This is a genomic window from Collinsella acetigenes (assembly GCF_012844445.1).
Taxonomy (GTDB): domain Bacteria; phylum Actinomycetota; class Coriobacteriia; order Coriobacteriales; family Coriobacteriaceae; genus Collinsella; species Collinsella acetigenes.
On record NZ_JABBCP010000005.1, the window covers coordinates 26,254 to 50,946 of the forward strand.

23 protein-coding genes are annotated in these 24,693 nt (G+C 57.8%); 7 read left to right on the top strand and 16 right to left on the bottom strand.

What is annotated here, in order from left to right; genetic code table 11:
• Positions 1–25 precede the first annotated feature (25 nt).
• Positions 26–745 carry a 2,3,4,5-tetrahydropyridine-2,6-dicarboxylate N-acetyltransferase gene (gene dapD / locus HF320_RS06685; protein ID WP_169277634.1) on the top strand — a complete coding sequence of 240 codons (720 nt, stop codon included), beginning with the start codon at positions 26–28 and terminating at the stop codon, positions 743–745.
• A gap of 523 nt (positions 746–1,268) precedes the next feature.
• Here the strand turns inward: dapD and HF320_RS06695 are convergent.
• From HF320_RS06695 to HF320_RS06745, 11 genes are all read right to left on the bottom strand, one after another.
• The gene (locus HF320_RS06695) at positions 1,269–2,174 is read right to left on the bottom strand and encodes an alpha/beta hydrolase (RefSeq protein WP_211159005.1); all 906 of its coding nucleotides are present in this window, start codon (positions 2,172–2,174) and stop codon (positions 1,269–1,271) included.
• 11 nt (positions 2,175–2,185) lie between these two features.
• Positions 2,186–2,791: a class I SAM-dependent methyltransferase gene (locus HF320_RS06700; RefSeq protein ID WP_169277635.1), complete on the bottom strand. Its 606-nt coding sequence runs from the start codon at positions 2,789–2,791 to the stop codon at positions 2,186–2,188.
• A 6-nt stretch (positions 2,792–2,797) separates the two neighbouring features.
• Positions 2,798–3,586, bottom strand: a complete 789-nt coding sequence (locus tag HF320_RS06705) for a class I SAM-dependent methyltransferase (protein WP_169277636.1) — start codon at positions 3,584–3,586, stop codon at positions 2,798–2,800.
• Position 3,587: 1 nt separating this feature from the next.
• The gene (locus HF320_RS06710) at positions 3,588–4,205 is read right to left on the bottom strand and encodes a class I SAM-dependent methyltransferase (RefSeq protein ID WP_169277637.1); all 618 of its coding nucleotides are present in this window, start codon (positions 4,203–4,205) and stop codon (positions 3,588–3,590) included.
• A gap of 504 nt (positions 4,206–4,709) precedes the next feature.
• Positions 4,710–5,717, bottom strand: coding sequence for a nucleoid-associated protein (locus HF320_RS06715; RefSeq protein ID WP_169277638.1), 1,008 nt, complete (start codon positions 5,715–5,717; stop codon positions 4,710–4,712).
• Between the two features lie 66 nt (positions 5,718–5,783).
• Positions 5,784–7,034, bottom strand: a complete 1,251-nt coding sequence (locus HF320_RS06720) for a DUF2974 domain-containing protein (RefSeq protein ID WP_211159006.1) — start codon at positions 7,032–7,034, stop codon at positions 5,784–5,786.
• 209 nt (positions 7,035–7,243) lie between these two features.
• On the bottom strand, positions 7,244–8,194 hold the full coding sequence (locus HF320_RS06725) for an L-lactate dehydrogenase (RefSeq protein WP_169277639.1): 951 nt from the start codon (positions 8,192–8,194) through the stop codon (positions 7,244–7,246).
• A gap of 136 nt (positions 8,195–8,330) precedes the next feature.
• Positions 8,331–9,497 (bottom strand): pyridoxal phosphate-dependent aminotransferase, encoded by a 1,167-nt coding sequence (locus tag HF320_RS06730; RefSeq protein WP_169277640.1) that lies wholly within the window; start codon positions 9,495–9,497, stop codon positions 8,331–8,333.
• 135 nt (positions 9,498–9,632) lie between these two features.
• Entirely contained in the window at positions 9,633–11,633 is a 2,001-nt protein-coding gene (locus HF320_RS06735; protein WP_169277641.1) for an NAD(+) synthase, read from the bottom strand.
• 36 nt (positions 11,634–11,669) lie between these two features.
• Positions 11,670–12,722, bottom strand: coding sequence for a glycosyltransferase (locus tag HF320_RS06740; protein ID WP_169277642.1), 1,053 nt, complete (start codon positions 12,720–12,722; stop codon positions 11,670–11,672).
• Positions 12,715–13,815 (bottom strand): glycosyltransferase, encoded by a 1,101-nt coding sequence (locus tag HF320_RS06745; protein WP_169277643.1) that lies wholly within the window; start codon positions 13,813–13,815, stop codon positions 12,715–12,717. The genes HF320_RS06740 and HF320_RS06745 overlap by 8 nt, the downstream gene beginning before the upstream one ends.
• Before the next feature lie 174 nt (positions 13,816–13,989).
• Here HF320_RS06745 and HF320_RS06750 point away from each other — a divergent pair, with 174 nt between their 5' ends.
• From HF320_RS06750 to HF320_RS06760, 3 genes are all read left to right on the top strand, one after another.
• Positions 13,990–15,012 (top strand): glycosyltransferase, encoded by a 1,023-nt coding sequence (locus HF320_RS06750; protein WP_169277644.1) that lies wholly within the window; start codon positions 13,990–13,992, stop codon positions 15,010–15,012.
• A 263-nt stretch (positions 15,013–15,275) separates the two neighbouring features.
• A complete protein-coding gene (locus HF320_RS06755; RefSeq protein ID WP_169277645.1) occupies positions 15,276–16,082 on the top strand; it encodes a hypothetical protein in 807 nt (268 codons plus the stop codon).
• A gap of 165 nt (positions 16,083–16,247) precedes the next feature.
• Positions 16,248–17,432 (top strand): hypothetical protein, encoded by a 1,185-nt coding sequence (locus HF320_RS06760; protein ID WP_169277646.1) that lies wholly within the window; start codon positions 16,248–16,250, stop codon positions 17,430–17,432.
• Between the two features lie 90 nt (positions 17,433–17,522).
• Here the strand turns inward: HF320_RS06760 and ettA are convergent, their stop codons facing one another.
• Positions 17,523–19,202: an energy-dependent translational throttle protein EttA gene (ettA, locus tag HF320_RS06765; protein ID WP_169277647.1), complete on the bottom strand. Its 1,680-nt coding sequence runs from the start codon at positions 19,200–19,202 to the stop codon at positions 17,523–17,525.
• 325 nt (positions 19,203–19,527) lie between these two features.
• Between ettA and HF320_RS06770 the strand changes: the two genes are divergently transcribed.
• A complete protein-coding gene (locus tag HF320_RS06770; RefSeq protein WP_349290714.1) occupies positions 19,528–20,250 on the top strand; it encodes a DUF554 domain-containing protein in 723 nt (240 codons plus the stop codon).
• Positions 20,251–20,273: 23 nt separating this feature from the next.
• On the opposite strand, the gene HF320_RS06775 is transcribed toward HF320_RS06770, so the two are convergent.
• The 3 genes from HF320_RS06775 to rnd all read right to left on the bottom strand — a co-directional run bounded on the left by HF320_RS06775 (position 20,274) and on the right by rnd (position 22,507).
• Positions 20,274–20,978 (bottom strand): SdpI family protein, encoded by a 705-nt coding sequence (locus HF320_RS06775; RefSeq protein WP_169277648.1) that lies wholly within the window; start codon positions 20,976–20,978, stop codon positions 20,274–20,276.
• On the bottom strand, positions 20,971–21,249 hold the full coding sequence (locus HF320_RS06780) for an autorepressor SdpR family transcription factor (RefSeq protein ID WP_349290715.1): 279 nt from the start codon (positions 21,247–21,249) through the stop codon (positions 20,971–20,973). Before HF320_RS06780 ends, HF320_RS06775 begins: the two co-directional genes overlap by 8 nt.
• 124 nt (positions 21,250–21,373) lie before the next feature.
• On the bottom strand, positions 21,374–22,507 hold the full coding sequence (gene rnd, locus HF320_RS06785) for a ribonuclease D (protein WP_169277649.1): 1,134 nt from the start codon (positions 22,505–22,507) through the stop codon (positions 21,374–21,376).
• A gap of 94 nt (positions 22,508–22,601) precedes the next feature.
• Here rnd and HF320_RS06790 point away from each other — a divergent pair, with 94 nt between their 5' ends.
• Both HF320_RS06790 and HF320_RS06795 read left to right on the top strand, forming a co-directional pair.
• Positions 22,602–23,528, top strand: a complete 927-nt coding sequence (locus HF320_RS06790; protein WP_169277650.1) for a diacylglycerol/lipid kinase family protein — start codon at positions 22,602–22,604, stop codon at positions 23,526–23,528.
• 370 nt (positions 23,529–23,898) lie between these two features.
• A complete protein-coding gene (locus tag HF320_RS06795) occupies positions 23,899–24,465 on the top strand; it encodes a hypothetical protein (protein WP_169277651.1) in 567 nt (188 codons plus the stop codon).
• 3 nt (positions 24,466–24,468) lie between these two features.
• Here HF320_RS06795 and HF320_RS06800 read toward each other — a convergent pair whose 3' ends face one another.
• On the bottom strand, positions 24,469–24,684 hold the full coding sequence (locus HF320_RS06800) for a hypothetical protein (RefSeq protein WP_169277652.1): 216 nt from the start codon (positions 24,682–24,684) through the stop codon (positions 24,469–24,471).
• Between the last annotated feature and the right edge of the window lie 9 nt (positions 24,685–24,693).

Consider the following 24,693-nt stretch of genomic DNA (forward strand, 5'->3'; position numbering starts at 1 on the left):
GCCCCTCGTTTTGAAAGGAAACCCCATGTCAAACGACACCAATATGGATGCACAGGAGATCATCAACTTCATCGCCAACGCCAAGAAGAAGACACCCGTGAAAGTTTACGTGCGCGTTAAGGCAGGCAGGAAGGTCGACTTCGGCTCCGCTCACACCTATGGCGAGGGCGCGGGGCAGGTTGTCTTTGGCGACTGGTCTGAGCTCAAAGGTATTCTCGATGCCCATGCAGACGATATCGAGTACTTTGACATCGAAAACGACTGCCGCAATTCAGCAGTGCCCCTGTTGGATATGAAGGGCATCAACGCACGCATCGAGCCGGGCGCAACCATCCGCGACCGTGTGTCCATCGGGGACAATGCCGTGATCATGATGGGTGCTGTCATCAACATCGGCGCCGTGATTGGCGAAGGCTCCATGATCGATATGGGCGCCATCCTGGGCGGCCGCGCCACCGTGGGCAAGAACTGCCACATCGGTGCCGGTACCGTTTTGGCCGGCGTCGTCGAGCCCGCAAGCGCTACGCCCGTTATCGTTGAGGACGGCGTGCTCATCGGTGCTAACGCCGTTGTGCTCGAAGGCGTACACGTGGGCGAAAATGCCGTCGTCGCCGCCGGCGCCGTGTGCGTCGAGGACGTTCCCGCGGGCGCTGTCGTAGCAGGCGTTCCCGCCCGCATCATCAAGCAGCGCGACGAGAAGACCGATAGCAAGACCGGTCTCGAGGAGGGACTGCGCCAGCTGTAACAGCAAAGCAAAGAAAAGCCCGAGAAAGCTGAACTGCGTCCCAAATCTTAGATGCCCTAAAAGCGACTAGGCTGCGAGGGTCTGGTTCCGGAACTCCTCCGGGTTCAGACCCTTCAATCTTACCTGCGGCTGTGATCTGCGCCGCACCGGACAACAGCCCTGCATGGGCCGCGTCCACGGCCATTCCCTCCGGGATATTATGTAGCGGCACCGCCGGCGTCCCGATGGCGGACGCACCGGCAATGCCGATTTTTTATTGCCGTTGGCTTCCAGCCATGAAATTGCCGCCCCCATGCGCTCCAGCGGATACCTGTGATAGCCGTGATTTTTTTCGCGGACAACATGGCGAGCGCGTTTACGCCGCGAGCGCAAAGCTATTTCTCTGCCCGGCGCAAGCCGATCCTCTGGATTACCCCGATCAAGGCAATGACTGCGCGGTCCGATCCGCCGACGCATACCCAATATGCGCCATAGAAGCCACTGATTCCTCTGTACTTCAATCATCACACGACCGATTCCGGCCTTATTTCTCCAAGATCTCCGCGATCTTTGCAAAGTCCTCTTTTGCCTCCCTGAAGATCGGCAGCATGCAGTAACAATGCACCATCTTCGGGCGGGCAGACACCGTATAGGGGACATTTGCCCGCTTACAGGCTTTCTCAAAATCCGGCAAAGCACCGTAAAGCACTTCGTCGGCAGAATAGAAGAAGTTGATATCGCCTACGCCGGTAAAATCTCCCCGAGAGCCAGAGATCATATAGTCCGGCACATTCTCGCAGCCGTGCCGCATAAACTTCTCCACCGTCACCATGAAGGCATAATCGATGGAAACGTCTCTTTCATTGAGCGCCTGCATCCGCGCCCGTTCCGCATCATTCCACGGCACCTCGCCGGGGGATACGGCGACAATGTGCCTCGGCTGCGGCAGCGGCTCGGGCTGTGCATTGTTATGCGCCGCAATGCCAAGCGCCAGCGCACCGCCAGAGGAAAAGCCGCAGGTACTGACGTTCCCACCGCCATACATCTCAATCATTTTTCGGTAACATTCGTACACCATCGCGTAGGTTTCAGTAATGCAATGCTCCATGCATAACGGGTAAAACGGAAACCACACATCACAGCCGGTATCACGGCACAGCTTGCGCATCACAGGCAGATCGCCCTTATCGGGACCGATCACCATGCCACCGCCGAAGAAATAGAGAATAGCTCGCTCGGACGGCTTCGGACGCTCTCGCACAATCAGGCAGGGAAGGCCACTCACGGTGACTGTTTCATAGTGCGCCTTGCGGTCGGTGGGCGTAAAAACGCCGCGGTGCCGATTCTGCTTTTCGATTTCCTTTTGCAGCGCATCCTCCGGCAAAGCAAATGCCTTTTTCGCACCGGAGAGTTTATAAGCCATGCGCAGGATAGATGCAAAAATGCTCATGCTCGATCTTCTCATTTCCGTGCCGTGATGCACAGCCAGTTTTTCTTTTTGTGTAGCTGCACATCGTGAAAACCCACTTGCTCCAGATGAGCCTTCAGCTCGGTGTCCTTGTAGATGACCATGCCGCCGATGATCTTCGTCCACTTCTCATCCTTATCCGTGTCGCCGTTGCTCTCGTTGCAGATAAGAAAGGTCCCGCCGGGCTTCAACACTCGATAGATCTCCTGGAAGCATTGCGGCAGATCAGGCCAGAAATATACCGTTTCAAAGGCCGTAACGACATCGAACCAGTCATCTGTGAAAGCCATATCCGCCACACTGCCTTGAAGGACGGAGCAGCGCCCCTCCGCGATGGCGGCGCGGTTGACCTTCCTTGCCTTCTCCACGCTGACGGGCGAATAGTCGATGCCCTTCACGATACCCTGCGGGCAGCTCTTCAGCAGCCTCTTGATATTTGATCCGCCGCCGCAGCCGCAGTCCAGCACTTTGGCATCCGGTGAAAGGCACAGGAATTCAAGTCCCCATGTTGCCACAGGCGTATGTCCAAGATTCATCATAGAAACCATGATCCTGCCGCCAAACCCTACGGGCTTGCGGGTGTTCTCGAAAAAGGACATTCTCCGTCACTCCTTTTCCAAAACGATGATCTTATTCGAGATATTCCGAACGATAGATAGCTTGCCCAGCAGCTTATAGATTGGCGCAAACGCCGCCATGCCTTCCGTCAGACTGTGCTCTTCGACAAATCGGAAATCCGGCAGCAGCGCCGCAAGGGCTTCACCGTTCTTCACTCCCCAGCTGAATTTCGCATGGCTGCCCTCGATGGACTTTTCCTTGAAGCACCTCGCCATCATCGGATTCATCGTTTCAACGAATACCGTGACCTTCTCAAAGCGGCTGGAAATCACTGCAAAAATCTGCTGCACGTCTTTTGCGTTCAGGTACATGGTCAGCCCCTCAATGACAATCAGTGCTGGCACATTCCGCTCGCTGATTTCGCCTCCCCAATCGTCCATGGCGGACATGGCTATTTGCGAAATCGCACCGTTTTCCGGCAAGAGCTTCTCACGCACCGCCATCGTCTCCGGCAGGTCGAGGTTGCACCAATGCGAGTAGCCCGACACCCGATAGCAGCGGGTGTCCAGCCCGCAGGCGATATTGACCACCACCCCACCCGGGTGTTTCGAAAACCATTCTTCCGTCAGACGATCCAGCACAATGGTGCGGGCAATAACGCCGCTGCGCATGGCGGCATCCTTGTCGGCAAGGGAGAAATCGTAGTCTAGCTTCTCAATGATTCCCTCTGCTTTTGCGTCGTGAATGGTGCCGCGCCCCCGACTCTCTTTTGCCCTTGCATAGACGGTTTGCAGCATGGTCTCCGGCACGCCCGAGAGCTTGATTTTTTCTCCCATGTCATAGCTCCTTTTGTTTTGCGCACTCTGCGTACGTCAGTGGGAACGAGGCCTTCAGCACGGTGCTTTTCTGCACCGTCCAGCCGTTTTCCCGCAGAAATGCCAGGTATTCCTCGCTCGTCCACCTGCTGTGCAGAGGAAAGCCCGCCAGCTTCATGGCAAATGCCTTGACCCTTCCAAAGAAGGAGTTGTCCGCGTGGGTGAAGGTCGGCGCGACCAGAACGCCGTCGTTTCTTAACACCCGGCGTATTTCGGAGAGAGCATTCTGCGGTTCCGGGACGATATGCAGGGCATTTGCCACAATGATCACATCAAAGCTTTCATCGGCATAAGGGAGATGAAACATATCCTGCACAGAGAAATGCAGCTTGGTGGATCGATTGTCCCGCCGTGCTTCCGCGATCATCTCTGCCGACGCGTCCGTTGCCTCGATATGGTCGGCGCTGCTTACGATGTTCTTTGCGATAAGCCCCGTGCCAGTGGCCAACTCCAGTGCCGTTTTGCGCCGCACCGCGGGGCGTAGCAATCCGTATAGCTGCGCGTAGGCCGCCGCGTCCTTGCGCATGAAGAGGTCGTATCGCCCAGCGTTTTTATCCCAGAAGGTTTGGCTTTTTTCCATCGCCCTGTCCTCGCAGCAAAATGTTAAATCGCTCTAACTAATATAGATGATCGGAACAGTTAGATTAGTCTAACCACAGCCATTTTAAAAGTCCCACGCCGCAGCTTTTCCGCTTATGCAAAGCATGGATGGGTTTGGGATCCAAGAGGTTCTCACGCCCCGCGGTAAAGACACAACGGGTCTGAAGATCCTCGAACAATGCCTACCCGACTACATGGTTTTGAGCCGCAACGCTCTCCTCTCTTTCACATGCCTTGAGAGAGGGTGCACCGTGGTGGATCCAAATAGGACAAGCCACCAGCCCGATGACCTGCCCTATCCCAAAGACATTTAAGGTCTTAGGCACGGGCGCGCAGCATGCAGCGACCTTGTTGAAGACAGGATAAGCAAGTGCCGCTGCATCATGAAGTTTATGAATCGCCTATACAGAGTTATGGTCGTTGAGCGCTATGAACGACAGCAGGCCCCTTCTACGCCATTCAAGCGTCATGAGGCGTCGATATCCTATCGGTTCTCGATGCTGCTGATCTTCTTGAGCTCAATAGAGATGAGACCGTTGGGCTCGTTGACGAACTCGATGTAATCCGAGTTGGAGCCCATTTCGGCCGGGAAACTGATCTCGATACCGGTATCGGTGCGAATCTTGTGATTACGCACAGCCGCGCGCTCAACTTGCTTGCGCTCCACGGGCACGCGCTCGGGCAGCTTCTCCTCGCGCAGGGCGGACTTAACGCTCTCTTTGATCTGAGGACTGTCTTCGAACACCTCGTCGACGATATCCCAGGGCGGCAGCTCTTCGTCGTCCTCAACACGCTCGGCCACAGCGGCCTTGACCTTAGCAAGCGCCACCGCGGTGTTAGTGCCGTGCTCTTCGGCGACCTCCTCGACCACGCGCGTAACGGTGTCGATAGCCTCCTTGCCCGAGACGCCCGTTTCGCACTGCAGCAAGCCCTCCGGAATCAACATACGGTCCTCGCCGGCAATCTTGCGTTTCTTGTCCACGTAGCCGATCTCCATAGTGCTTGCGCGCACCACGCAGTAGCTCTGCAGCTTCTGCGAGGGATTGGGCAGAATCGCATAATGGCGAGCGATGCCGTTGACGGTCTGGCCAGCATCGGTGCCCACCTCGTGCATAAACGCCTGTTTGCTCGAAAGAAGCATCACGGCAAACCAGCGCACATCGTCGTCATCATCAAAATCGGCAACGAGAATATCGGTTGATTGGGCTTTATCAGCACGCGAAAGCTCGCCGCCGATAAAATCTGCCACCTGCTGCGAAAGGTCGATAAAGTCGCGCTCACCATAGAAATAGCTCTTGAGCTCGCTGCCGAATGCAGATTCCTCGGAGAAAGTCGCCCGCTTGTTGTCCCCACTTTCTCGCGCACGACGCAGATGCGTGGTGACAAACTGACGGCACGCACGACTGTCCTCGAGGTCGAGCTCACGTTGGCTGATGACGTTGACCGCAGAATCGAAGTCCAGAATATGCAAGATGGCGTGATTGATCTTCATCGATATGCTCCTCGGTGCGAATTGAACCCTGCCATGATACCAGCACATGCGGGGCGCAAACCAAAACTACAGTGCCTTGTTCGAACCAGATCCGTATTCGCGCAGGATGGCGGCAACTTTATCTCGCCAGGCAGAGACTCCATCGATACGCTCCAGCGGCAACGATGCCCGAAGTGTCTCGGTCAAACTTGAAAGCTCGGGCAGCTTGGGAGTCAATGCGCAGCGCGCGAAGGCAGCCAGGGTATCGATGAGGAACCTCCGCGTATCGGAATCAACCTCGGAAAGCGCAGAAAGAATCTTTGGCACGTTTTGCTGCCAATCGGCAGCAATATCCGAAAAGTGCTTCGCGCCCGTAACGCTCAGCAGCCCAAACAGCTCGTCAATAAAACGGCCGCGCTCTGCAGGCGTCACGCCGGAAACCCATGCAGCCAGGGCATCATCCATATAGCGCGCGCCCGCCGAGAGACCCTCGCAATAGGCGAAATCGGTTGCCCCCTGCGGCACCACCCAGGAAAAGGGATTGTGCTGCAAAAGACCAAAGTCGCAGCTTTCGACCACAGCATAATCCTCTTGATGCTCAAAGATCATACCGATAATCGAAGAGCGCGGGAGCGTTTTGTCAATCTTGCCCGCAGCCGCCAGCGCCTGATACTCCGCGCCGCCCAAAAACGTCTCATTAAAGCCAGGGCCATCATGGGAATACACGCGTACAAGGCGCTCACGCACAGCGGGGTCGCACATGCTCGCCGCATAGACCGCAAGGTTTCCACCTTTGGAATGACCGCCGCACATAAGCGGACCGTCCAGCGCGAGCGCGGCCGATTCAAGATATGAAGTCGCTGTTGTTTGCGCAGGCACAGGACAGCGGAAAGACATGTTGAAGTCTTCCTTCCAGCCCACCATAGTCGAATCGGTTCCTCGAAAGGCAATGTAGACGCTTCCGTTGGGTAAACAAAACGTCATGGCGGCAAACTGTTCCTCCGCTGCCGCGTCAAACACCGCGCGATAGCCGCATACGCGCATGCCGCGATAGCGTGGATTGGCGCACACGGCGACCAACAAGTCCCAACTGCCCCGTGGATCCCATAGCTCCCCTGTCATGGACTCGCGACACTCCAGGCGCAAAAGGTCGCGAACGTCGACGCCCTTCCAGGTGTTAACAGAAGGGCAATCGGCAGGCAGCCGATAGTAGGCAAGCCAGGACAAAACGAGGCTATCGACCGCACAAAACGGTCGCTCATTCCATGTATCCAGAGCGGTTTGAGCATAGGTCAGGAAATTGCCCGAAGCACTCACGTCCTCTTTGCGATCGTCCATGAACCCCTCCCTGCTTCAGATGCTTCCGTGTCTCCATCCTACCCAAACAGCAGACAGAATCGAAATGTGACAGATTAAACCAGAGGACTTTCTGTCACATCGCTCATCAATAGAAAGATGCAGGCCAGAACCAACAAGGTCCTGACCTGCATCTTCGTATAATGTGTCGAAATAAACCTGTCGACTTTTTTGACACACGAGAAGGGTTTTTACGCCTCGAAGTCGACGTTGGACATGACGTCCTTGAGAGCGTCGGCAGAACGATGCAGCTCGGCGTACTCCTCGTTGGAAAGCGAAACCGGCACGCGGCACTCTACGCCGTTGCGGCCCACGATGGTAGGCATAGAGATGCAGATGTCATCGAGCCCATACTCGCCCACCATAAGGCTGGAGACGGGAAGGATGTGCTTCTCGTCGCGCATAATCGCCGTGCACAGACGGCGCACGGACATGGCGATACCATAGTAGGTGGCGTGCTTCTTGGAGATGATGTTGTAGGCAGCGTTCTTAACGTCGTCGGCAATCTTCTTCTCGGATGCCAGGTGATCGTAGTGACCGCGCATCTCGCAGAAATCGCTCAGGGGCACACCGGAAACATTGGCGGAGGACCAGACTGCAAGCTCGGAGTCGCCATGCTCGCCGATGATGTAGGCGTGAACGTTGCGCGGGTCGACATCCAGGTGGGCACCCAGAGCCTCCTTGAGGCGTGCGGAGTCCAGCACGGTACCGGAGCCCAGAACATGGCTCTGGGGTAGACCGGACATCTTCATGGCGGCATACGTCAAAACGTCAACGGGGTTAGAGACGATGAGCAAAATGCCCTCGAAGCCCGCCTCGCGAATGCGCGGAATAATGGACTTGAAGATGGAGACGTTCTTGTTCACAAGGTCAAGACGCGTCTCGCCCGGCTTCTGAGCAGCGCCAGCGGTAACGACGATGATCGCGGCGTCGGCGGCGTCCTCGTAGTCGCCAGCGTAGATCTTCATGGGATTGCCAAACGGTGTACCGTGGCTGATGTCGAGTGCCTCGCCCTCAGCACGGTCGCGATCGACATCGATCAAAACCATCTCGGAAAACAGGCCGCTCTGCATCAACGCAAAGGCGGAAGAAGAACCCACGAAACCGCATCCGACGATGGCGACTTTCCTGTCGTTAACCATGGCACTCCCATCTCTCATGAGCCTAGTTGTCTCTCTAGGTCCAACTCAGGTTATCTACAAACCTATTATGAACCACTCGACAGCTCTTTATCGACCGTTCGCCGAAAAAGACATGCAATTGTAGGAGCTTTTTCCTTTAACCAACGATGCCGGCAGCCTCAATAGCGTCAACGGCTGCACGCAATCCCTCGGGAGGCAAGACGAGCGCCATGCGAACATAGCCCTCGCCATGCGGGCCAAAGCTCGCACCCGGCGTCACGATCACGCCGGCACGCTCCATGAGCTCCTCGCAAAACGCCATGGAGTCCACGCGCCCACCGGGAAGCTTTGCCCACACGAACATCGAGCCGTGCGCATTGGGGCGCTGCCAACCGATAGCCTCGAGCCCGTCGCACAAGGCATCGCGACGCTCTTGATACATCAAGCGCTGATGCTCGACCTCATCGAGCGGGCCGGTGAGCGCGGCGATAGCGGCCTTTTGCAGCGGCAGATACATGCCAAAGTCAATCTGACTGCGAAGTTTGGAGAAGGCGGCGACCACATCGGGGCGCCCTACCAAAAAGCCAATGCGCGCACCGGTGACGTTAAACGATTTGGAAAGCGAGAAGAATTCCACGCCCACTTCGAGCGCGCCGGGATACTGCAGGAAGCTGCCACCGCGCGGACCATCGAACGTGATGTCCGAATACGCGTTGTCATGAACGATAAGCAAGTCATGCTCACGCGCAAAATCGATAATTTGGGCATACAGCTCGGGCGTGCCCACCGATCCGACCGGATTGGCGGGAAGCGAGACGATCATGTACTTGGCACGATCTGCCACCGCAGGATCGATACCCTCCACATACGGCAGGAAATCGTGTTCGGCGTTGAGCGGATAGTATGCGAGCTCGCCACCGGCAATCTTCACGCCCGCCTCGAACACGGGGTAGCACGGATCGGGCACGAGCACCGTATCGCCCTCGTCAAGCATGGCAAGGCCAAATACGCCCACTCCCTCCTGCGTTCCGTTAACGGAGCAGACCATATCGGGCGTAATGCCCTTCACACCAAAACGCCGAACGTAATAGTCGCACACAGCCTGCTTGAGCTCGGGCAGGTCGCGCAGAGAGTACTTCCACATCTGAGGGTCCTGAATAGCCTGCGCGACAGCATCGACCACATGCGGGTACGGCTCGAAATCAGGTGTTCCCACCGAGAGATTGTAGATAGTTCGACCCTCGGCCTCCAGGGCGACACGACGGTTATTGAGGGCGGCGAAAACCTCGTCACCAAAGCGATCGAGTCGGCTGGAAAACTTCATAGGACGAACCTTTCAATTATGCGAAATAAAGACGATGCTCCTCAGTGTAGCGCTGCCGCACACCCGCGATGTTCAAAAAGGCGGATGCACGGCAGCGTTTACAAAGCAGCCTGGATTGCCAATACCCGTTAGCGCTTACAGGGTTTCAAGCTGCGCCTGCCAGAGCGCGACCGCGGCGTCGCTCGGCATGCGCAGGTCCCCGCGCGGACTCACGGCAACGGAGCCCACCTTGGGGCCATCGGGCAGGCAGCTGCGCTTGAACTGCTGTGAGAAGAAGCGCCAGTAGAACTTCTTAAGCCACTTCATGATGGTCTCGGCATCATAGGTACCAACGAAGGCGCCATCGGCATCAGCGCCGCCCGCATAGCGCCCATCAAAAGCGGCAAGCGCCAGTCGATACACCTTTTTGGGTGCAAACCCACAGCGCAGTACCTGATACAGGAAGAAATCGTGCAACTCATAGGGACCAACAAGGTCTTCGGTCTTTTGCGAGATCTTGCCGCCTTCCGTCGCAGGGAGAAGCTCCGGGGAAACCGGAGTGTCAAGAACATCAAGAAGAACGGCGGCAAGACCCTCATCGCCTTTAGCACGCGCCTCGTCGGCAACATAGTGCACCAGATGACGCACGAGAGTTTTGGGCACACCGGCATTGACGCCGTACATGCTCATATGGTCGGCGTTGTAGGTTGCCCAACCCAAGGCCAACTCGGAAAGGTCGCCGGTACCCACCACCAAGCCGCCCTCGCGATTAGCCACATCCATGAGAATTTGAGTGCGCTCGCGAGCCTGTGCGTTCTCGTACGTGACAGAGTGGTCGGACTCGTCATGCCCGATGTCCAAGAAATGCTGTCGTACTGCGGCGGCGATATTAACCTCGCGCAGCTCGCAGCCAAGCGCCCGGCTCATAGCCGTCGCGTTGCCGTGCGTGCGGTCGGTTGTTCCAAATCCCGGCATCGTGATGGCGAGAATTCCGCTGCGGTCAAGACCCAGCAGGTCAAAGGCGCGGGCACACACCAGCAGCGCCAGCGTGGAATCCAAACCGCCGGAAACGCCAATCACCGCGCGACGGGAATGCGTGTGCGCCAAGCGCTTGGCAAGACCATGCGCTTGGATGGCAAAAATCGACTCGCAACGCTCCGCGCGGCGACTGGGGTCCGCCGGCACGAACGGATGCGGGTCGACAAATCGATCGTCAAGCGAGACCTCGCATACATCAAGGTCAAACGAGGAGATCGCGTAGCCCGAGGCATCCGCCTCGACGGAGAACGTGGACATGCGGCGACGCTCTGCCGCCAAAAGGCCGAAGTCAACCACGGCGGTAGCGCCAACAGCGGCATGCCCCTCCCCCGCACGGATCAGCTCGATATCGTTGAGGGGATCTGCCTCGCGCAGCATGCGACCGTTCTCGGCAACCAAGCAGTGGCCACCATAGACCACGTCCTGCGTCGATTCGCCCCAGCCGGCACTGGCGTAAGCGTAGGCGCACATAAGGCGAGCGCTGGTGGAGGCAACCAGGTTGCGACGATAGTCCGCCTTGCCCACCAACTCATTAGAAGCCGAGAGGTTGCAGACAAGCGTGGCACCTGCACGAACGGCATCGGTGCTCGGAGGATTGGGAACCCAAAGGTCCTCGCAGATCTCTGCGGCAACGACAAGGCCCGGCATGGTATCGCACTCAAAAAGCTGCTCGGTGCCAAACGGAACCTCATCGCAGCCGGCAAAACGGACCATGCTCACCGAAGTAGGGCCGCAACAGAAGCGGCGGCCTTCGTAGAACTCACCGTACATGGGGATATTCCGCTTGGGCACAAGGCCCAAAAGCTCACCATGGCACAGCACCGCGGCGCAGTTGTAGAGCTTCGCCGCCACGCGCACGGGCACGCCCACAAGCACGAGGGAATCGACGTCTGCCGTCTCTTCGGCCAAGCGGGCCACGCCCTTCTCGGCGGCATCGAGCAGCACCTCTTGTAAAAAAAGATCCTCGCAGGTATATGAGGTGATAGCGAGCTCTGGAAGCACCACAACCTGGGCTTTCGCCGCGCGCACGGCCTCAACGCACGCATCGACGTTGTAGTCGACATCTGCCACACGCAGCGCCGGCGTCATCGCGGCAACTCGAACAAACCCGTCTTTCATGTCAATCTCCCTCACATTGAACGTGCAGCGGATGCGTCAGATAAAACGTTCCACGCAGGTTTTCACACCGCGCGTGGCAGCAAAAAAGGCAATCAGGTCACGCTTTCTCATCTCGAACCCCGACCCTGCGCTCTGCGCCACCGCAAGGGCGGCACGACGCTGCGCCCCCTTGGGCGGAAGCGTGTACCATTTCCCCCCGTAGATGTCGCGCAGCAAACGCGATAGGTGCAACGCGCACGTATCCGCCTCTGCAGACGGCAGGCGCACCAGATCGAACAGCGTCAGGTCCAGACACCAAGCAACCATCTCGCCTGGACACAGCCCGAGTAGGCCACGTTTACGCCATTCGTCAAAGATAACTTCGAACATCAAGAGATGCTGCTCAACCTTTTGCACGCGCGACGCTTCGGTGTTATATACATGGGTGAGCGACCCATCCGTCATTCGATAACGGTAGAGCTTGTCGGGAATAAGGACCGTCTTTTTGCTGAGCGGATAGACGGTGAACTGATACGGAACATCCTCCGCAAAGCGCAGGCACGTCGAGAAGCGAATCTTCTCGCGCTCCATAAACGTACGGCTTATAGCGGTGCGCCAGGCATAAGGCTGGGCATTCGCAGAGAAGAGCAATACAGCATCAAAAGTATCGAACGTTGCCGCAGAAGGACTGAGCAGCTGCCGGATACGCTTTGAAGCACGATCCTCGGGCTCGCATACCGCGCCAAACGTCACCGCGTCGGCATCGGTCGCATCGAACACCTCCACAAGCCGCCGGCAAAGATCGGGCGACACGGTATCGTCGGAATCGACAAAGTCGACGATGCGCCCGCGCGCGACATCCATGCCCGCATTGCGCGCGGCGGAAAGTCCTTGGTTTTGCTGGGTTATCACACAAATACGCGCATCTCGAGACGCGTATGACTCAAGGATGTTCGCGCAGTTATCGGGCGAGCCATCGTTAACGCAGATGATCTCAATATCGGCCTCGGTCTGCACAAGGAGTGAATCCAGGCACGCGCCGAGCGTGGCTTCGGATTTATAAACCGGAACGATAAGGGAAACGGCAGGTGCCAACGCCGAACTACTCATGGTCCGACCTACTTTTTGCATAGGCAAGAAGGAGCCCAGGGCCCCCAAGCTTGAGATAATGCATCGCGCGTCCAAACTTGCCCGAAGTCGCATAGTGCTCGTTTGCCCGTGCCCACGCAGCGGGATCTTTCAAGATGCTCTCCAGGTTCGCACGCTTCCAGGGCTTAAGGTCGGCAAGCTCGAATGTATGGTCATCAAGCGCCGCCTTGAACTCGGACGCCATGCGCTCCAAGAACATCACGCGAAACTGCGGTGCTAGACGCACATAGCTCCACATATAGGAGTCGTACTTCACCGCCTGGCAAATGCGCGCCAGGCGCGCCGCCTCCTCCTCACCGCAACGATCGGCATACTCACACGAGAGCCAACGCTCAATCTCGGCGTATTCGTCGTTGACGCAAAAGACCTTGTTGGAAGCGTTGACCGAGGAGCCTTCGTTGTCCTGACGATACGAGAGGATCGAATCGTGGATCCACACCGCTCGGTCCGCCAAGGCAAACGCCTTGAACGTAAAGGAGGCATCCTGGAATGCGGCGCCCGGCGTAGGGAGGAAACGAATATTGCCATCTTCCAGAAAATCACGCCGATAGACGGCAGACCAGATGGAAGGCTTCTGGTGGAATGCAAAGGCATCCGCCGCGGGGCGCACGACCTTGCCACAGCGATTGGGAGAAAACATCTCAAAAAGCTCGCGGCGCTCCTCGGGCGTCGACCAATAGAGGTCGAAGTTTCCTTTGACGATCTGGGCATCGTGGGTGCGCGCGACATGTACCAGCTTCTCGAGCGCATCGGGAGCCATGAAATCGTCCGACTCCAAAATGCCAACGTACTCGCCACGCGCCTGGTCGAGGCCCCGGTTCATAGAGTCGCCGTATCCGGAGTTGGCCTTGTCGATCATGACGAAGCGCGCGTCGCGCTCCATGTACTCGCGGATAATCGCAGGGCTCGAATCGGTAGAACCGTCATTGATGCAGATGATCTCGATGTTCTCGAGCGTCTGCGTCGCAGCGGAATCGAGGCACTGCCGAAGATAGCGCTCCACGTTATAGATGGGAACCAGAAGCGATAGCACCGGTTGAGCGTGTTGGTCCACAAAGCCACCTTTCGAGCCAAAATTGATTGGTTCCATAATACCCCGCCGTGCCCAAGCACACGCCGGCGCGAGACGTCGCCTCTCAGACATCATCGGATTGCGCGGTTTTTCTCAAGATGCCGCAGGGACTCTATAATGAATCCATCTGAAATGACGTCGTAAAGGTCTTCAAACGTGAGCGAAATCCAAACAGCTGGCACATCCGCATCGCCCATCGAGCGTCTTGCGCTCGTCGTGGTCACCTACAAGCGCCAAGAAATGCTCGCAAACCTTTTTGATTCAATCGCCGCACTCGACGATGCCCCCTGGCGCATCGTCATCGTGGATAACGAGAACTCCCCCGCCACCAAACAGATGGTGGCGGAATTCAACGAGCGCTGCCTTGCCCTTTGGGGCCACGGTGACGAGGCGGATGCCGAAGGAAGCGCAGATCGCGTGGTCTACGCCCCGCAGCTTGAGAACACAGGCGGCGCCGGTGGCTTCTCGGCCGGCGTTAAGCGCGCCTATGAGCTGGGAGCCCAGTGGTTTTGGGTCATGGACGACGATGTGCTCGTTATCCCCCAGGCAATCTCGCGCCTGGCTAAGTGGACCGACCGCTACGACGCAATCCAAGGATCGCGCCTTGATTTCGATGGCGGCCCCTTCTTTTGGCAGTATCAGCTCATTGTGCCCCTGGGCATCCCCAACCCGGTAGCCCCCGCCAACCTGGGAGAGGCCGGATGCAAGCCCATGAATCAGCTCTGCTTTGAAGGTGGCCTCTTTAGCCGTCGCGTAGTGCAAAAGATCGGCTACCCCGACGCGCGTTTCTTCATCTATGGAGACGACGCCTGCTATGGCTATCTCGCCAGCAAGCACTTCCCTGCCGCCGTGGTATCCGACCTCATCCTGCAGCGCGCCCGCGTGGTCTCGAACTGGGACATCGCCGGCAAGCGCCAGCTCAACTCCACCAGCGATACCAACCGCTACTACATCATGCGCAACCGCGCCTATCTCGCTCGCTATCTCAAGCTCTACGGCGATTACAATCCGGTGCTCTTCCGCCTGGGCAATGTTGCCACCTTCTGCAAGGAGCTCATCCGCCTTGCCGTTGTAGACAAGACGTTCAAAACCGGTGTGCCCGCGCTGCGCCGCGGATGGAAAGATGGAGCAAAGATTCTCTCCGACCCCTCCTGGGAGCCCATGCCACCCGTCGAATAGCGGCCACGCGATCAAGCGCCCGACAACCGGGCGCTTTTTTATCGTTAAGCGAGCACCTCGCGTCTATGCTCGCAGGAGTCGAACCCTCACAGAAGCGATGCAAAACCAACACAGCCTCTTAACGTGAGTTGGCACTTTCTGTTGACTCAAGCAAACGCGTTCACAAACGCGGCCCGGGGTACAACAATCGAGTGCGCGCCACGCGCATACCGCGAAACGCAGCCCTAAACGAACCACCTATGCCGCGGGAGGAGAATTCCGCCATGGCCCTCAATAATGCACAAGAACGCTACACCGACACCCGTCGCACCCGTGTTTACCAGCGCGAACAAGAACAGTTCATCGGACAAACCCAAGCGATTGCTCCTAAGGAGAAGTTGCTCGAGGGACTTTCCATCCCTCAGGTTATCGCCGGCGCCGCAGCAGCTGCGACCTCTGTCGCGCTCGCCTCGCATATCGGCATCGCGGGCTCGGTAATCGGCGCAGCAGTAAGCTCCGTCGTGACCGTGCTGAGCTCGCAGATCTATCGCTACTTCCTTTCAGCGGGAGCGGCGAAGCTCAAACATGAACCGCAACACCCCGGCCCTTCAAATGCCTACGTGTCGGGCTATGGCTACAGCGAGCGCGCCGCGCAGGGCTATTACGATCGTCAGCCCGCACGCTACGGGGCACGCATCGCCCCCACTAAGCTCCAGGCGCGCGCTGCGGCCGAACGCGCGGCAACCCAACGCAAAGTCGTGATGTTCTCTGTTGGAACGGCAGTGCTCGCCGTTGCTCTGAGCGTGGCGATCATCCTTGCCCTCACCGAAGGGGAAGGCCTGGGCGAGCGCGTACCCGCCCCCTGGTCTGCGGCAGAGCCCGCCCAGGAGCAGTCGGACAAAACGCCGGAGACGCCGCAGGCCGATGCCGCCGCGTCGACCAGTCAAGACATCGCAGCAAGCAACGACGCATCTACTAGCTCCACCCCCCTCGAGCGGCACCGGTCAAAACCAAGACTCGTCTTCCGCAACCGGGAACAGTGGAACCGCATCAAACGGTACCTCCAACTCCGAGACATCCGGCACCGATAAGGGAGGCGACTCGGATTCCCAACCCTCATCTGGAAACTCAGCCAAAGGTGACACCAACACGACAAGCGGCACGCCCGCATAGCCTGCAAAGCGCCATCTGAGGCGTTTGAATCCATAGGGTGGGTGGTGCCATAACCTGCAGACAGACTCAGGTTAGGATTTCATATGCCTCAGAACACCTCCCTTACCCTCGGAAATCATATCTATCTCTACCGTCTGCTCTCCGAAGCCATCGGCTGCGGCAAGCAGACATTTCTCACCCAGGTCGAAGAGGCCCTCGAAAAAGAGTCCCTTGGCGCCGCGGACCTTGGATTCGAATCCACGCGTGAACTTCTGGAAGAGTTAGACGATTTCATCAAACTCACCGTCTTCAAAGGAGGTCGCATCTATGCGACCGTCATTGCTCAGCCCGCATGGGACGAAGCTCTAGCTGCCCCGCAAAAAAAGGCAGATACCAGCGGCAAGTCCTGGAAGAAAAAACGCGGCGACAAGTCGATCAAGGCGGTGAAGCCGCGCCGCGTCAAGCGCGAGATTCTCGAATCTATCGAGACGATCGAAAAAACTCCCGTCGAAGCTGCCGCGCAAGCCCAGGCCGAAACGGCCGTCCTCGACGAAGCGGCTGCCAATGATGCCGACTCCCAGGCAGAAGAAACCATCTGCGAACAGGAGGATTCCGATGTAGCCGAGCCGGTCGAAGACGATACCCTCAAAATTAATACGACAGAAGAGGGCGAGGAGAGGCCAACCGTCGAAGAGCAGGAAAGCGACTCCCTCCCCGCCATCTCACTGACTGTTATCTACGACCCAGATAACGCCAACGCAGGTGTCACCACGATCGAATCGAATCCCATGGCGGACGCATCCGCAGCCGAACAAAGCTCTGACGGACAAGATTCCGATCTCGCGCCCGTCAAGGATGACACGCCCGCAAACGATAGCGAACCTGTGAAAGCCCCGGAAAAGGCACCGGAGCCCGCCACTGCAGCAAAACCTGCGCCGCAACCCGTCGAGCCCCCGGCTCCCGCACCCGCACCGGAGCCTATCGATCCCGCAGCACAATACCCCGACTATCCCGTAGATTTCTCTACCGAAGTGTTCTGCCCAGGCGATATCCTATTCGAGCTTGCGTCGCTTCTTCCCTTTGGAGCAGACGCCATGGGTATCGCTGGCGAATACTACTGGATTGCCCGCGAGCGGGGCACCATCGACGCCACCCGCAACCGCGCGTCTTTCGCCCTACGCTACACCCAAACCGGAAAACGTCACGAGGCAATCGTGCACTTGCGACGCCATCCCAATACCCCAGGTTCCACTTGGGTCATCGATCAAATCGAAGCCTCCGAGCTGTAACAAAAAAACGCCTCGAATCCAAAACGGATTCGAGGCGTTTTTGACTCAAGCGATAAGCCTAAATCGTCGATACGGCAGGCTTGCCGAAGCCTAGTCGCGCGTCAGCTTGCGATGGATGCGGTGCGGCTGAGCAGCGTCCTCGCCCAGGCGCGCCACACGATTTTCCTGGTAGGACTCGAAGTTGCCCTCAAACCAATACCAGTTGCCGGGATTTTCGTCCGTACCCTCCCAGGCCAGGATGTGCGTAGCCACACGGTCAAGGAACATACGGTCATGGCTGATGACAACCGAGCAGCCCGGGAACTCGAGGAGCGCCGCCTCGAGCGAGGAAAGCGTCTCGACGTCCAGGTCGTTGGTGGGCTCGTCGAGCAACAGCAGGTTACCGCCCTGCTTGAGGGTAAGAGCAAGATTCAGGCGATTGCGCTCGCCGCCAGAAAGTACGCCGGCACGCTTCTGCTGGTCTTGACCCTTAAAGCCAAAGCTCGCCACATAGGCGCGGCTGGGAACCTCGGTCTCGCCCACCATCATGCGATCGAGGCCGTCCGAGACAACCTCCCACAGGCTCTTGTTGGGATCGATGCCCTCACGGTTCTGGTCAACATAGGAAATTTTGACCGTCTCGCCGATCTCCAGCTCGCCCAAAGTCAGAGGTTCAAGGCCCACGATGGTCTTGAACAGCGTCGTCTTGCCCACACCGTTAGGGCCGATCACGCCGACGATGCCGTTGCGCGGCAGGCTGAAGGAGAGGTCATCGATAAGCACGCGGCCATCGAACTCCCTATGTAGGTGATGAGCCTCAAGAACCTTGGAGCCCAGACGCGGGCCCACGGGAATGCGAATGTCGGTCCAATCGAGCTTTTGGCTCGCACGGGCCTCAGCCTCCATCTCCTCGTATCGGGCAAGACGGGCCTTGTTCTTTGCCTGGCGTGCCTTAGGAGAGGAACGGACCCACTCAAGCTCGGCGTTCATACGCTTGGCAAGCTTGGCGTCGCGGTTGCCCTGCGCCTCGATGCGCGCGGCCTTGGTCTCCAGGTAGGTGGAGTAGTTGCCCTTGTAGGGATACAGGTGACCGCGGTCGACCTCGCAGATCCACTCGGCAACGTTATCCAAGAAGTAACGGTCGTGGGTGACGGCAAGCACGGCGCCGGGATAGCTGTGGAGGAAATGCTCGAGCCACAAGATAGACTCGGCGTCCAGATGGTTGGTGGGCTCGTCGAGCAGCAGCAGGTCGGGAGCCTCAAGCAGCAGCTTGCACAGCGCCACACGACGGCGCTCGCCACCAGAAAGGACGTTCACGGGCATGTCGGAATCAGGCAGCTGAAGGGCATCCATGGCCTGACCGAGCTTGGAATCGATGTCCCAGCCGTCGGCGGTGTCGATCTCGTCTTGCAAGGTGGCCATCTCGGCCATGAGCGCATCCATATCGCACTCGGGATCGCACATCTCCTCGCCGATCTTGTTAAAGCGATCGACCTTGGCGATCAGGTCGCCAAACGCCATGCGCACGTTCTCGATAACGGTCTTATCCTCGTCGAGCGGCGGCTCCTGCTGAAGGATGCCCACGGTATAGCCAGGGGTGAGCTTGGCGTCGCCGTTGGAGACCTCCTCGATGCCAGCCATGATCTTGAGCAGGGTCGACTTGCCCATGCCGTTGGGACCCACGACGCCGATCTTCGCGCCCGGGAAGAAGCTTAAGGTCACGTCGTCGAGAATGACCTTATCGCCATGCGCCTTACGTGCCTGACACATAGAATAAATAAACTCGGCCAATTTTTCACTCCGTTAGCTCGGGTTTTATGTTTCTTACGCCAGGTATTGTCGCATGCCGCCGTCAGCGTCTCCGCCCGCGCCCTGCGCGCCTACCGAAAGACCACGGGTTGGCGCGGGGCAACAGAGTTGATTCACGGTCCTGAGTTTCGCAGGCACGTCTACAGATACGCTACCGTATGAAGCCGGCGAAGCCATTCCCTCGAAGCTCAAAGGCAAACCGCGCCGACAGGTTTGTTAATCATCGGCGCGTGATGCGCATCTTGTCATATCGAGAGTATCCTGATGGCTTGTCGCAACTGCAAAGCCACGCGAAAGGAAGCCATTCGTGCCCGGACTGGGAACCCTCATCAACGTCGCCCTCATTATCGCAGGAGGTGCCGCCGGCCTCATTGGCGGAAAGTTCATCACCGTTCGCGTGCAAGATGCCCTGCTCAAAGCATCCGCTCTCTGCGTTTTGTTCATCGGTCTTTCCGGTGCATTGGAAAAGATGCTCATCTTCGGCGATGGGAAACTTACGAGCACCGGATCGACCATGATCATCGTCTCTTTTGCGACAGGAGCGCTCGTGGGCGAGGCTCTCAATCTGGAGCGACATATGGAGCGGCTCGGTGAATGGCTGCGCGACCGCTTTGCAAATGGAGCAGAAGGCGGGTTTGTAGACGCCTTCGTCACAGCATCCCTCACCGTGTGCATCGGAGCCATGGCCATCGTGGGATCCATTCAAGACGGCATCCTCGGCGACTGGTCCACACTTGCCCTCAAAGGTGCCCTCGACTGCATCATCGTATGCGCCATGACCGCCTCGATGGGGCGCGGCGCCATCTTCTCCGCCTTGCCAGTAGGCGTGTTCCAGGGAACAATCACCCTGCTCGCACGCTTTATCCAGCCCATCATGACCGCGGGAGCGCTAGACAACCTCTCGCTCGTAGGGTCCATGCTCATCTTCTGTGTAGGCGTGAACCTCATCTGGGGCAGGACATTCAAGACCGCAAACCTCCTGCCCGCCGTTATCGTAGCAGTCCTTTGGGCTCTGGCGTGCGAAGCGTAGCGATGCCGGCTGAAGACGCGCTTTCACAGCGACCGCCTTTTCGCATTGCGCCACACTAGGTACGAGTAGGCATACATAGCCGCAGTGCCGCCCATGACCAATACGACGATGCCGACAACGACCATCGAATCCGAAAACAGTGGGGCCACCAGTCCCAGCAAAACCATACCAAGGCCCATAACAACAAAGCACTTGCCGCCAAAGCGTTGGGTACGGCGCCAGTTATCGGGGTCGGCAAGCGCCCAGGGCGTCTTCACACCCATCGTGTAGTTTTGCTTGACGCGCGGCAAGTAATTGCCAATGCCCACGAACAAAAGGCCGATAGCAGTGGAAACAGCCACATTCACCACGCCGCGAGCAGGGACGATGCCCCATACCGTCAGCTCGCACAGCCAGCCGATAGCGCACATAATCAGCGTAAAAGCAATCACAAAACCCTGGTAGAACTTGCCCGAGGTTCGATATGCCTCGCCTTTAGGGTCGATACGTGGCACCACATAGAACATCGCCAAAAACGCCAGCGGCAGAGCACCGAGCGCGGAGGCCATCCAGCGCGGACCCCAGCCGTCAACGGCTCCATCAGCTCCCCAATGTGTAGGAATCTGCGCGGGCAAGCTCGGCATCACGATGAGATGAGCCGCCACGTTAACCAGACACAAAACGATAAGGACAATCCATACGCGCAACGATACACCCGTAGTACGAACGTCCCTTGTTTCCTTATTCATCCCCATCATCCCCATTGTCTGCAAACCCCATAAACCAACCAATCAAATCCTGCATGACCGTGGTGTTTAGGCTGTATACGATATTTTGCCCGTGACGCTCGTCCCTCACGAGGCCCGCGCTCTTAAGCGTTGCCAGATGATGACTCAAAGAGGGCTTGCTCATATCGAAATGTTCAGCCAACTCCCCCGCCGTCAGGTCGCTGCCGCGCAGCAACTCTAAGATGCGCCGTCGCGTGGGGTCCGCAAGCGCTTTGAATCCCTCTCCCACCACGGAGCCTCCTTCCAATCGTCTTCAACAGCATCATATCCAATAGTTAGACGTTTGTCTAACTATCTAATTTCTCAAAAAGAAAAGAGGTGCGCCCCACCGGAGCGCACCTCTTTTGGCTGATCACCTAAAGAATCTCGACAGACCCGTCTTTTACGGTCAGACCCATATTGCCAGCCAAAAGGTCGTCAAGCAACGTACCCACAAGCTCGAAGCGCCAGCCATCGCGCAGCGGGCTGCGCTCGGGATGCTCCATATAGGAGAACAACTCATCGCGACTCGCAATGATGGCAGTCGCCACGCCGGAGCGCTCGGAAACCAGGCGCATGAGCGCGTACATGAGGTCGCAAACGCTTTCGACCTCGGGCGTGGGCGTATGATGCGGGCGACTGATGAAGGGAAGCTTATCGGAAGGACAATTGCGCCCGCGCTCGATGGCGACGAGAGCGGCGTCAACATCCGCCTCGGAAAGCTGCTCGGTTCCGCGTGTACGACGGAAATCGTCAACGGTCTTGGGCGCACGCTTAACCAAGGCAACCAAAACCTCGTCCGACATGATCCACTTACGCGGAACGTTGCGACGCTCGGCACGGCGCTCTCTCCATGCCGCGAGCTCGCGGGCGATGGCGAGTTGTCGACGCGTGCAAGAGTTGATGCGCTTGACGCGCTTGAAGGCAAGGCGGTGGTCGACAACGTAGTGCTCAATATTTGCGAGCGGGCGCATCTCATCGGTCACCCACGACACGCGACCAAGCTGCCCAAGTCTATCCATAATGACCCCGTATGCCACAATGAGGTAGCGCACGTCATCCACAGCATACTCGAGCTGCAGATCGCTCAAAGGACGACGAGACCAATCGGTCAGCGACTCGGTTTTTGGTAAATCAACATCACAAAAAGCATGCACAAGACCGTTATAGGACATCTGCATGCGCTCACCCAAAAAAGCGGCAGCCACCTGTGTGTCAAAGATGGGAGCAGGAAGAACGCCTAGCGTGTGGTAAAGAACCTCCATATCCTGCGAACAGGCATGGAACACTTTAATAACCCTCTCATCACCCATCAGCTCCGCCAAGGGAGAAAGGTCTTTGATAACAATGGGGTCGATGATCACGCACTCTTCGGGCGTCGCGGCTTGCACCAGGCACAGACGTGCATGGTACGTGCGCTCGCGCAAGAACTCGGTGTCGATGGCTACGGCATCAAAAGCCGCGGCGCGCTTGCAAAATGCCAGGAGCTCCTCATATGTGGAGATGTACATGCTCCTCCAGAATCATGGTTGGCGCACTCGTGCGCAGGGTAGGATATCGCTACATAAACTATACAGGGCTTTACGACGAACGGGACCTAAACGTATGCGTTGCCTTATCATCCACAATCCCGCCTCGGGCACCCGCTCCGACGAGATCTACGCCTTTGCCCATGCGCTCGCTCAGGCAGGAGACGAAATCACCATGCGCTTTATCGGTAAGGGCATGGAGCCAGAAGACGCCACGCGCGATGTCACCGCGTTTGACCGCGTGGTGGTCTCGGGCGGTGACGGCACCGTCTCCAACGTGCTCAATTGTTTGCGAGACACGCATGTCCCCACCCTCATCTTCCCTTCGGGCACGGCATGCCTGTTCTTCAACAACATCGGCAACGCACCGGAGGCTGCGGCCCTTGCCAAGGCATGCCGCCGTGGACATACTGTCCCTGTCGACATGGGCGAGCTCTTTTGGAATGACGCCGAAGGCAACGAGCAGCGCCACGGCTTCATCATCATCGCCGGTTCCGGCTTTGACGCCGCCATCATGGAAAAGGCGGCGCCAAACAAAAACGAGATCGGCGAAATCGCCTATGCGCTTTCCGCACTTGCCACTCCCAACCCTCAGGTAGCGCACTTCACGATTGAACACGATGGCAAGGTCGATGAGTTCGATGGCATCGGATGCATGGTGGGCAACACCGCAGTGATTCAAAACGACATCAATCTGTTTCCCGATTGCCGCATGAACGACGGTCTCATCGACATCGCCGTCATCGAACCGGTGGCGACGGTACAGCTGCTCCCCACCCTACTCGCAGGCGTTTTTGACCCCGCAGGCAAGGGGCTCGGGCGCCCGCAGTTCAAGATGCTTCAGGCAAAAGAGGCGACGATTACCTGCTCGCCCTCGCTTGGCATGGAGTACGATGGCGAGCTCATTCCCAATCCCTCGGGCATCTTTGGCGCACGCGCATTGCCAAAATGCCTGGATATCATCGTCGACGACTTCTCCAAGCTCAATCCCGACAACCTTTAGCGAATCTCGGCCGTGGGCTCGTGTTCTACCGCCGCCCACAGAAACAGTTTCGAAATACTTGTTGCGCCGCCCTCTTGCTGTGCTATAGTGCAGCGCAACCTAAACAACTTCGCTTTCCCGAAAGGAGCCACCAGAATGACCAACTTCTCCAACAACTCTGTCATGAACTGGTGGTGGCGTGATGCGTATACGGTCGGTCGACTGTGAGTCCCTCACGCCTAAAATAGCTCCAGGCAAATAATGAGGCCTCCGGTTTCGACCGGGGGCTTTTTTCTTTACCTCGGCTCCAACCGCACGCATCACGCGCCTCCATCGCATCTACCCACCAACGACGACAAACCCCAAAACAGCTCAAGAAAGGTTGGCCATCATGTCCAACGCAGCAACCCAGCCCCGCACCGTTTCCGCCACCGACCACGGCACCCTCGACGTTCGCGCGCTTGTTCTTCTTGCCGTTCTCTTAGCCGCCGGCTTTATCCTCAACTTCACCGTCGGCAAGGCGATCTCGAGCATTTCGGGCGGCGTCATCAGCCCCGAGTTCATCATCTCCGCCTTCTGCCTCACCATTCTCGTCGTTCGTCCCAATCTTGGCCAGGCGCTCGTCATCGGCCTTATTTCCGCCGCCGTAATCCAGATCACCACCAGCTCGCCGTTTATCGATTTCGCCGCTGAGGGCATCGCCGCAATGCTCATGGCCGCAATCGTCACCGCCGCATCGCGCCGCGGCACCATCTCTCCCGTCGCAGCAGCCGTTGCCACATTCGCAACCACCCTTGTCTCCGGCTGCATCTTCATGGTCATCAAGATGGCGATGATCGGCCTCGTGGCAGAGCTCGCCGCCGCCATGCTTCCCGTCGTCGCCGCTACCGCCGTTTTCAATGGCATCCTGGTCGCAGCCCTCTACCTGCCCATCAAGAAGGCCCTCAAGCTTTCCTAGCCTTTATATCCGCCAAACTGGCAACCCGCCAGCCCCGTATCTCATCTCTTTCATCCTCGAAAGGACACCGCTTATGTCCAGCACCACCGCCCACAGCATCTCCATCGGGGCTGCCGGCGCTTTGACGATGGCCAAAGCAATCAAAAAATAACCTGGGGGCGCCTTGCCCGGCGCGAGGATACCTTCATAGGTGCCCTCGCGCCCTTTGAGCGAAAGCATCGCCCGTGT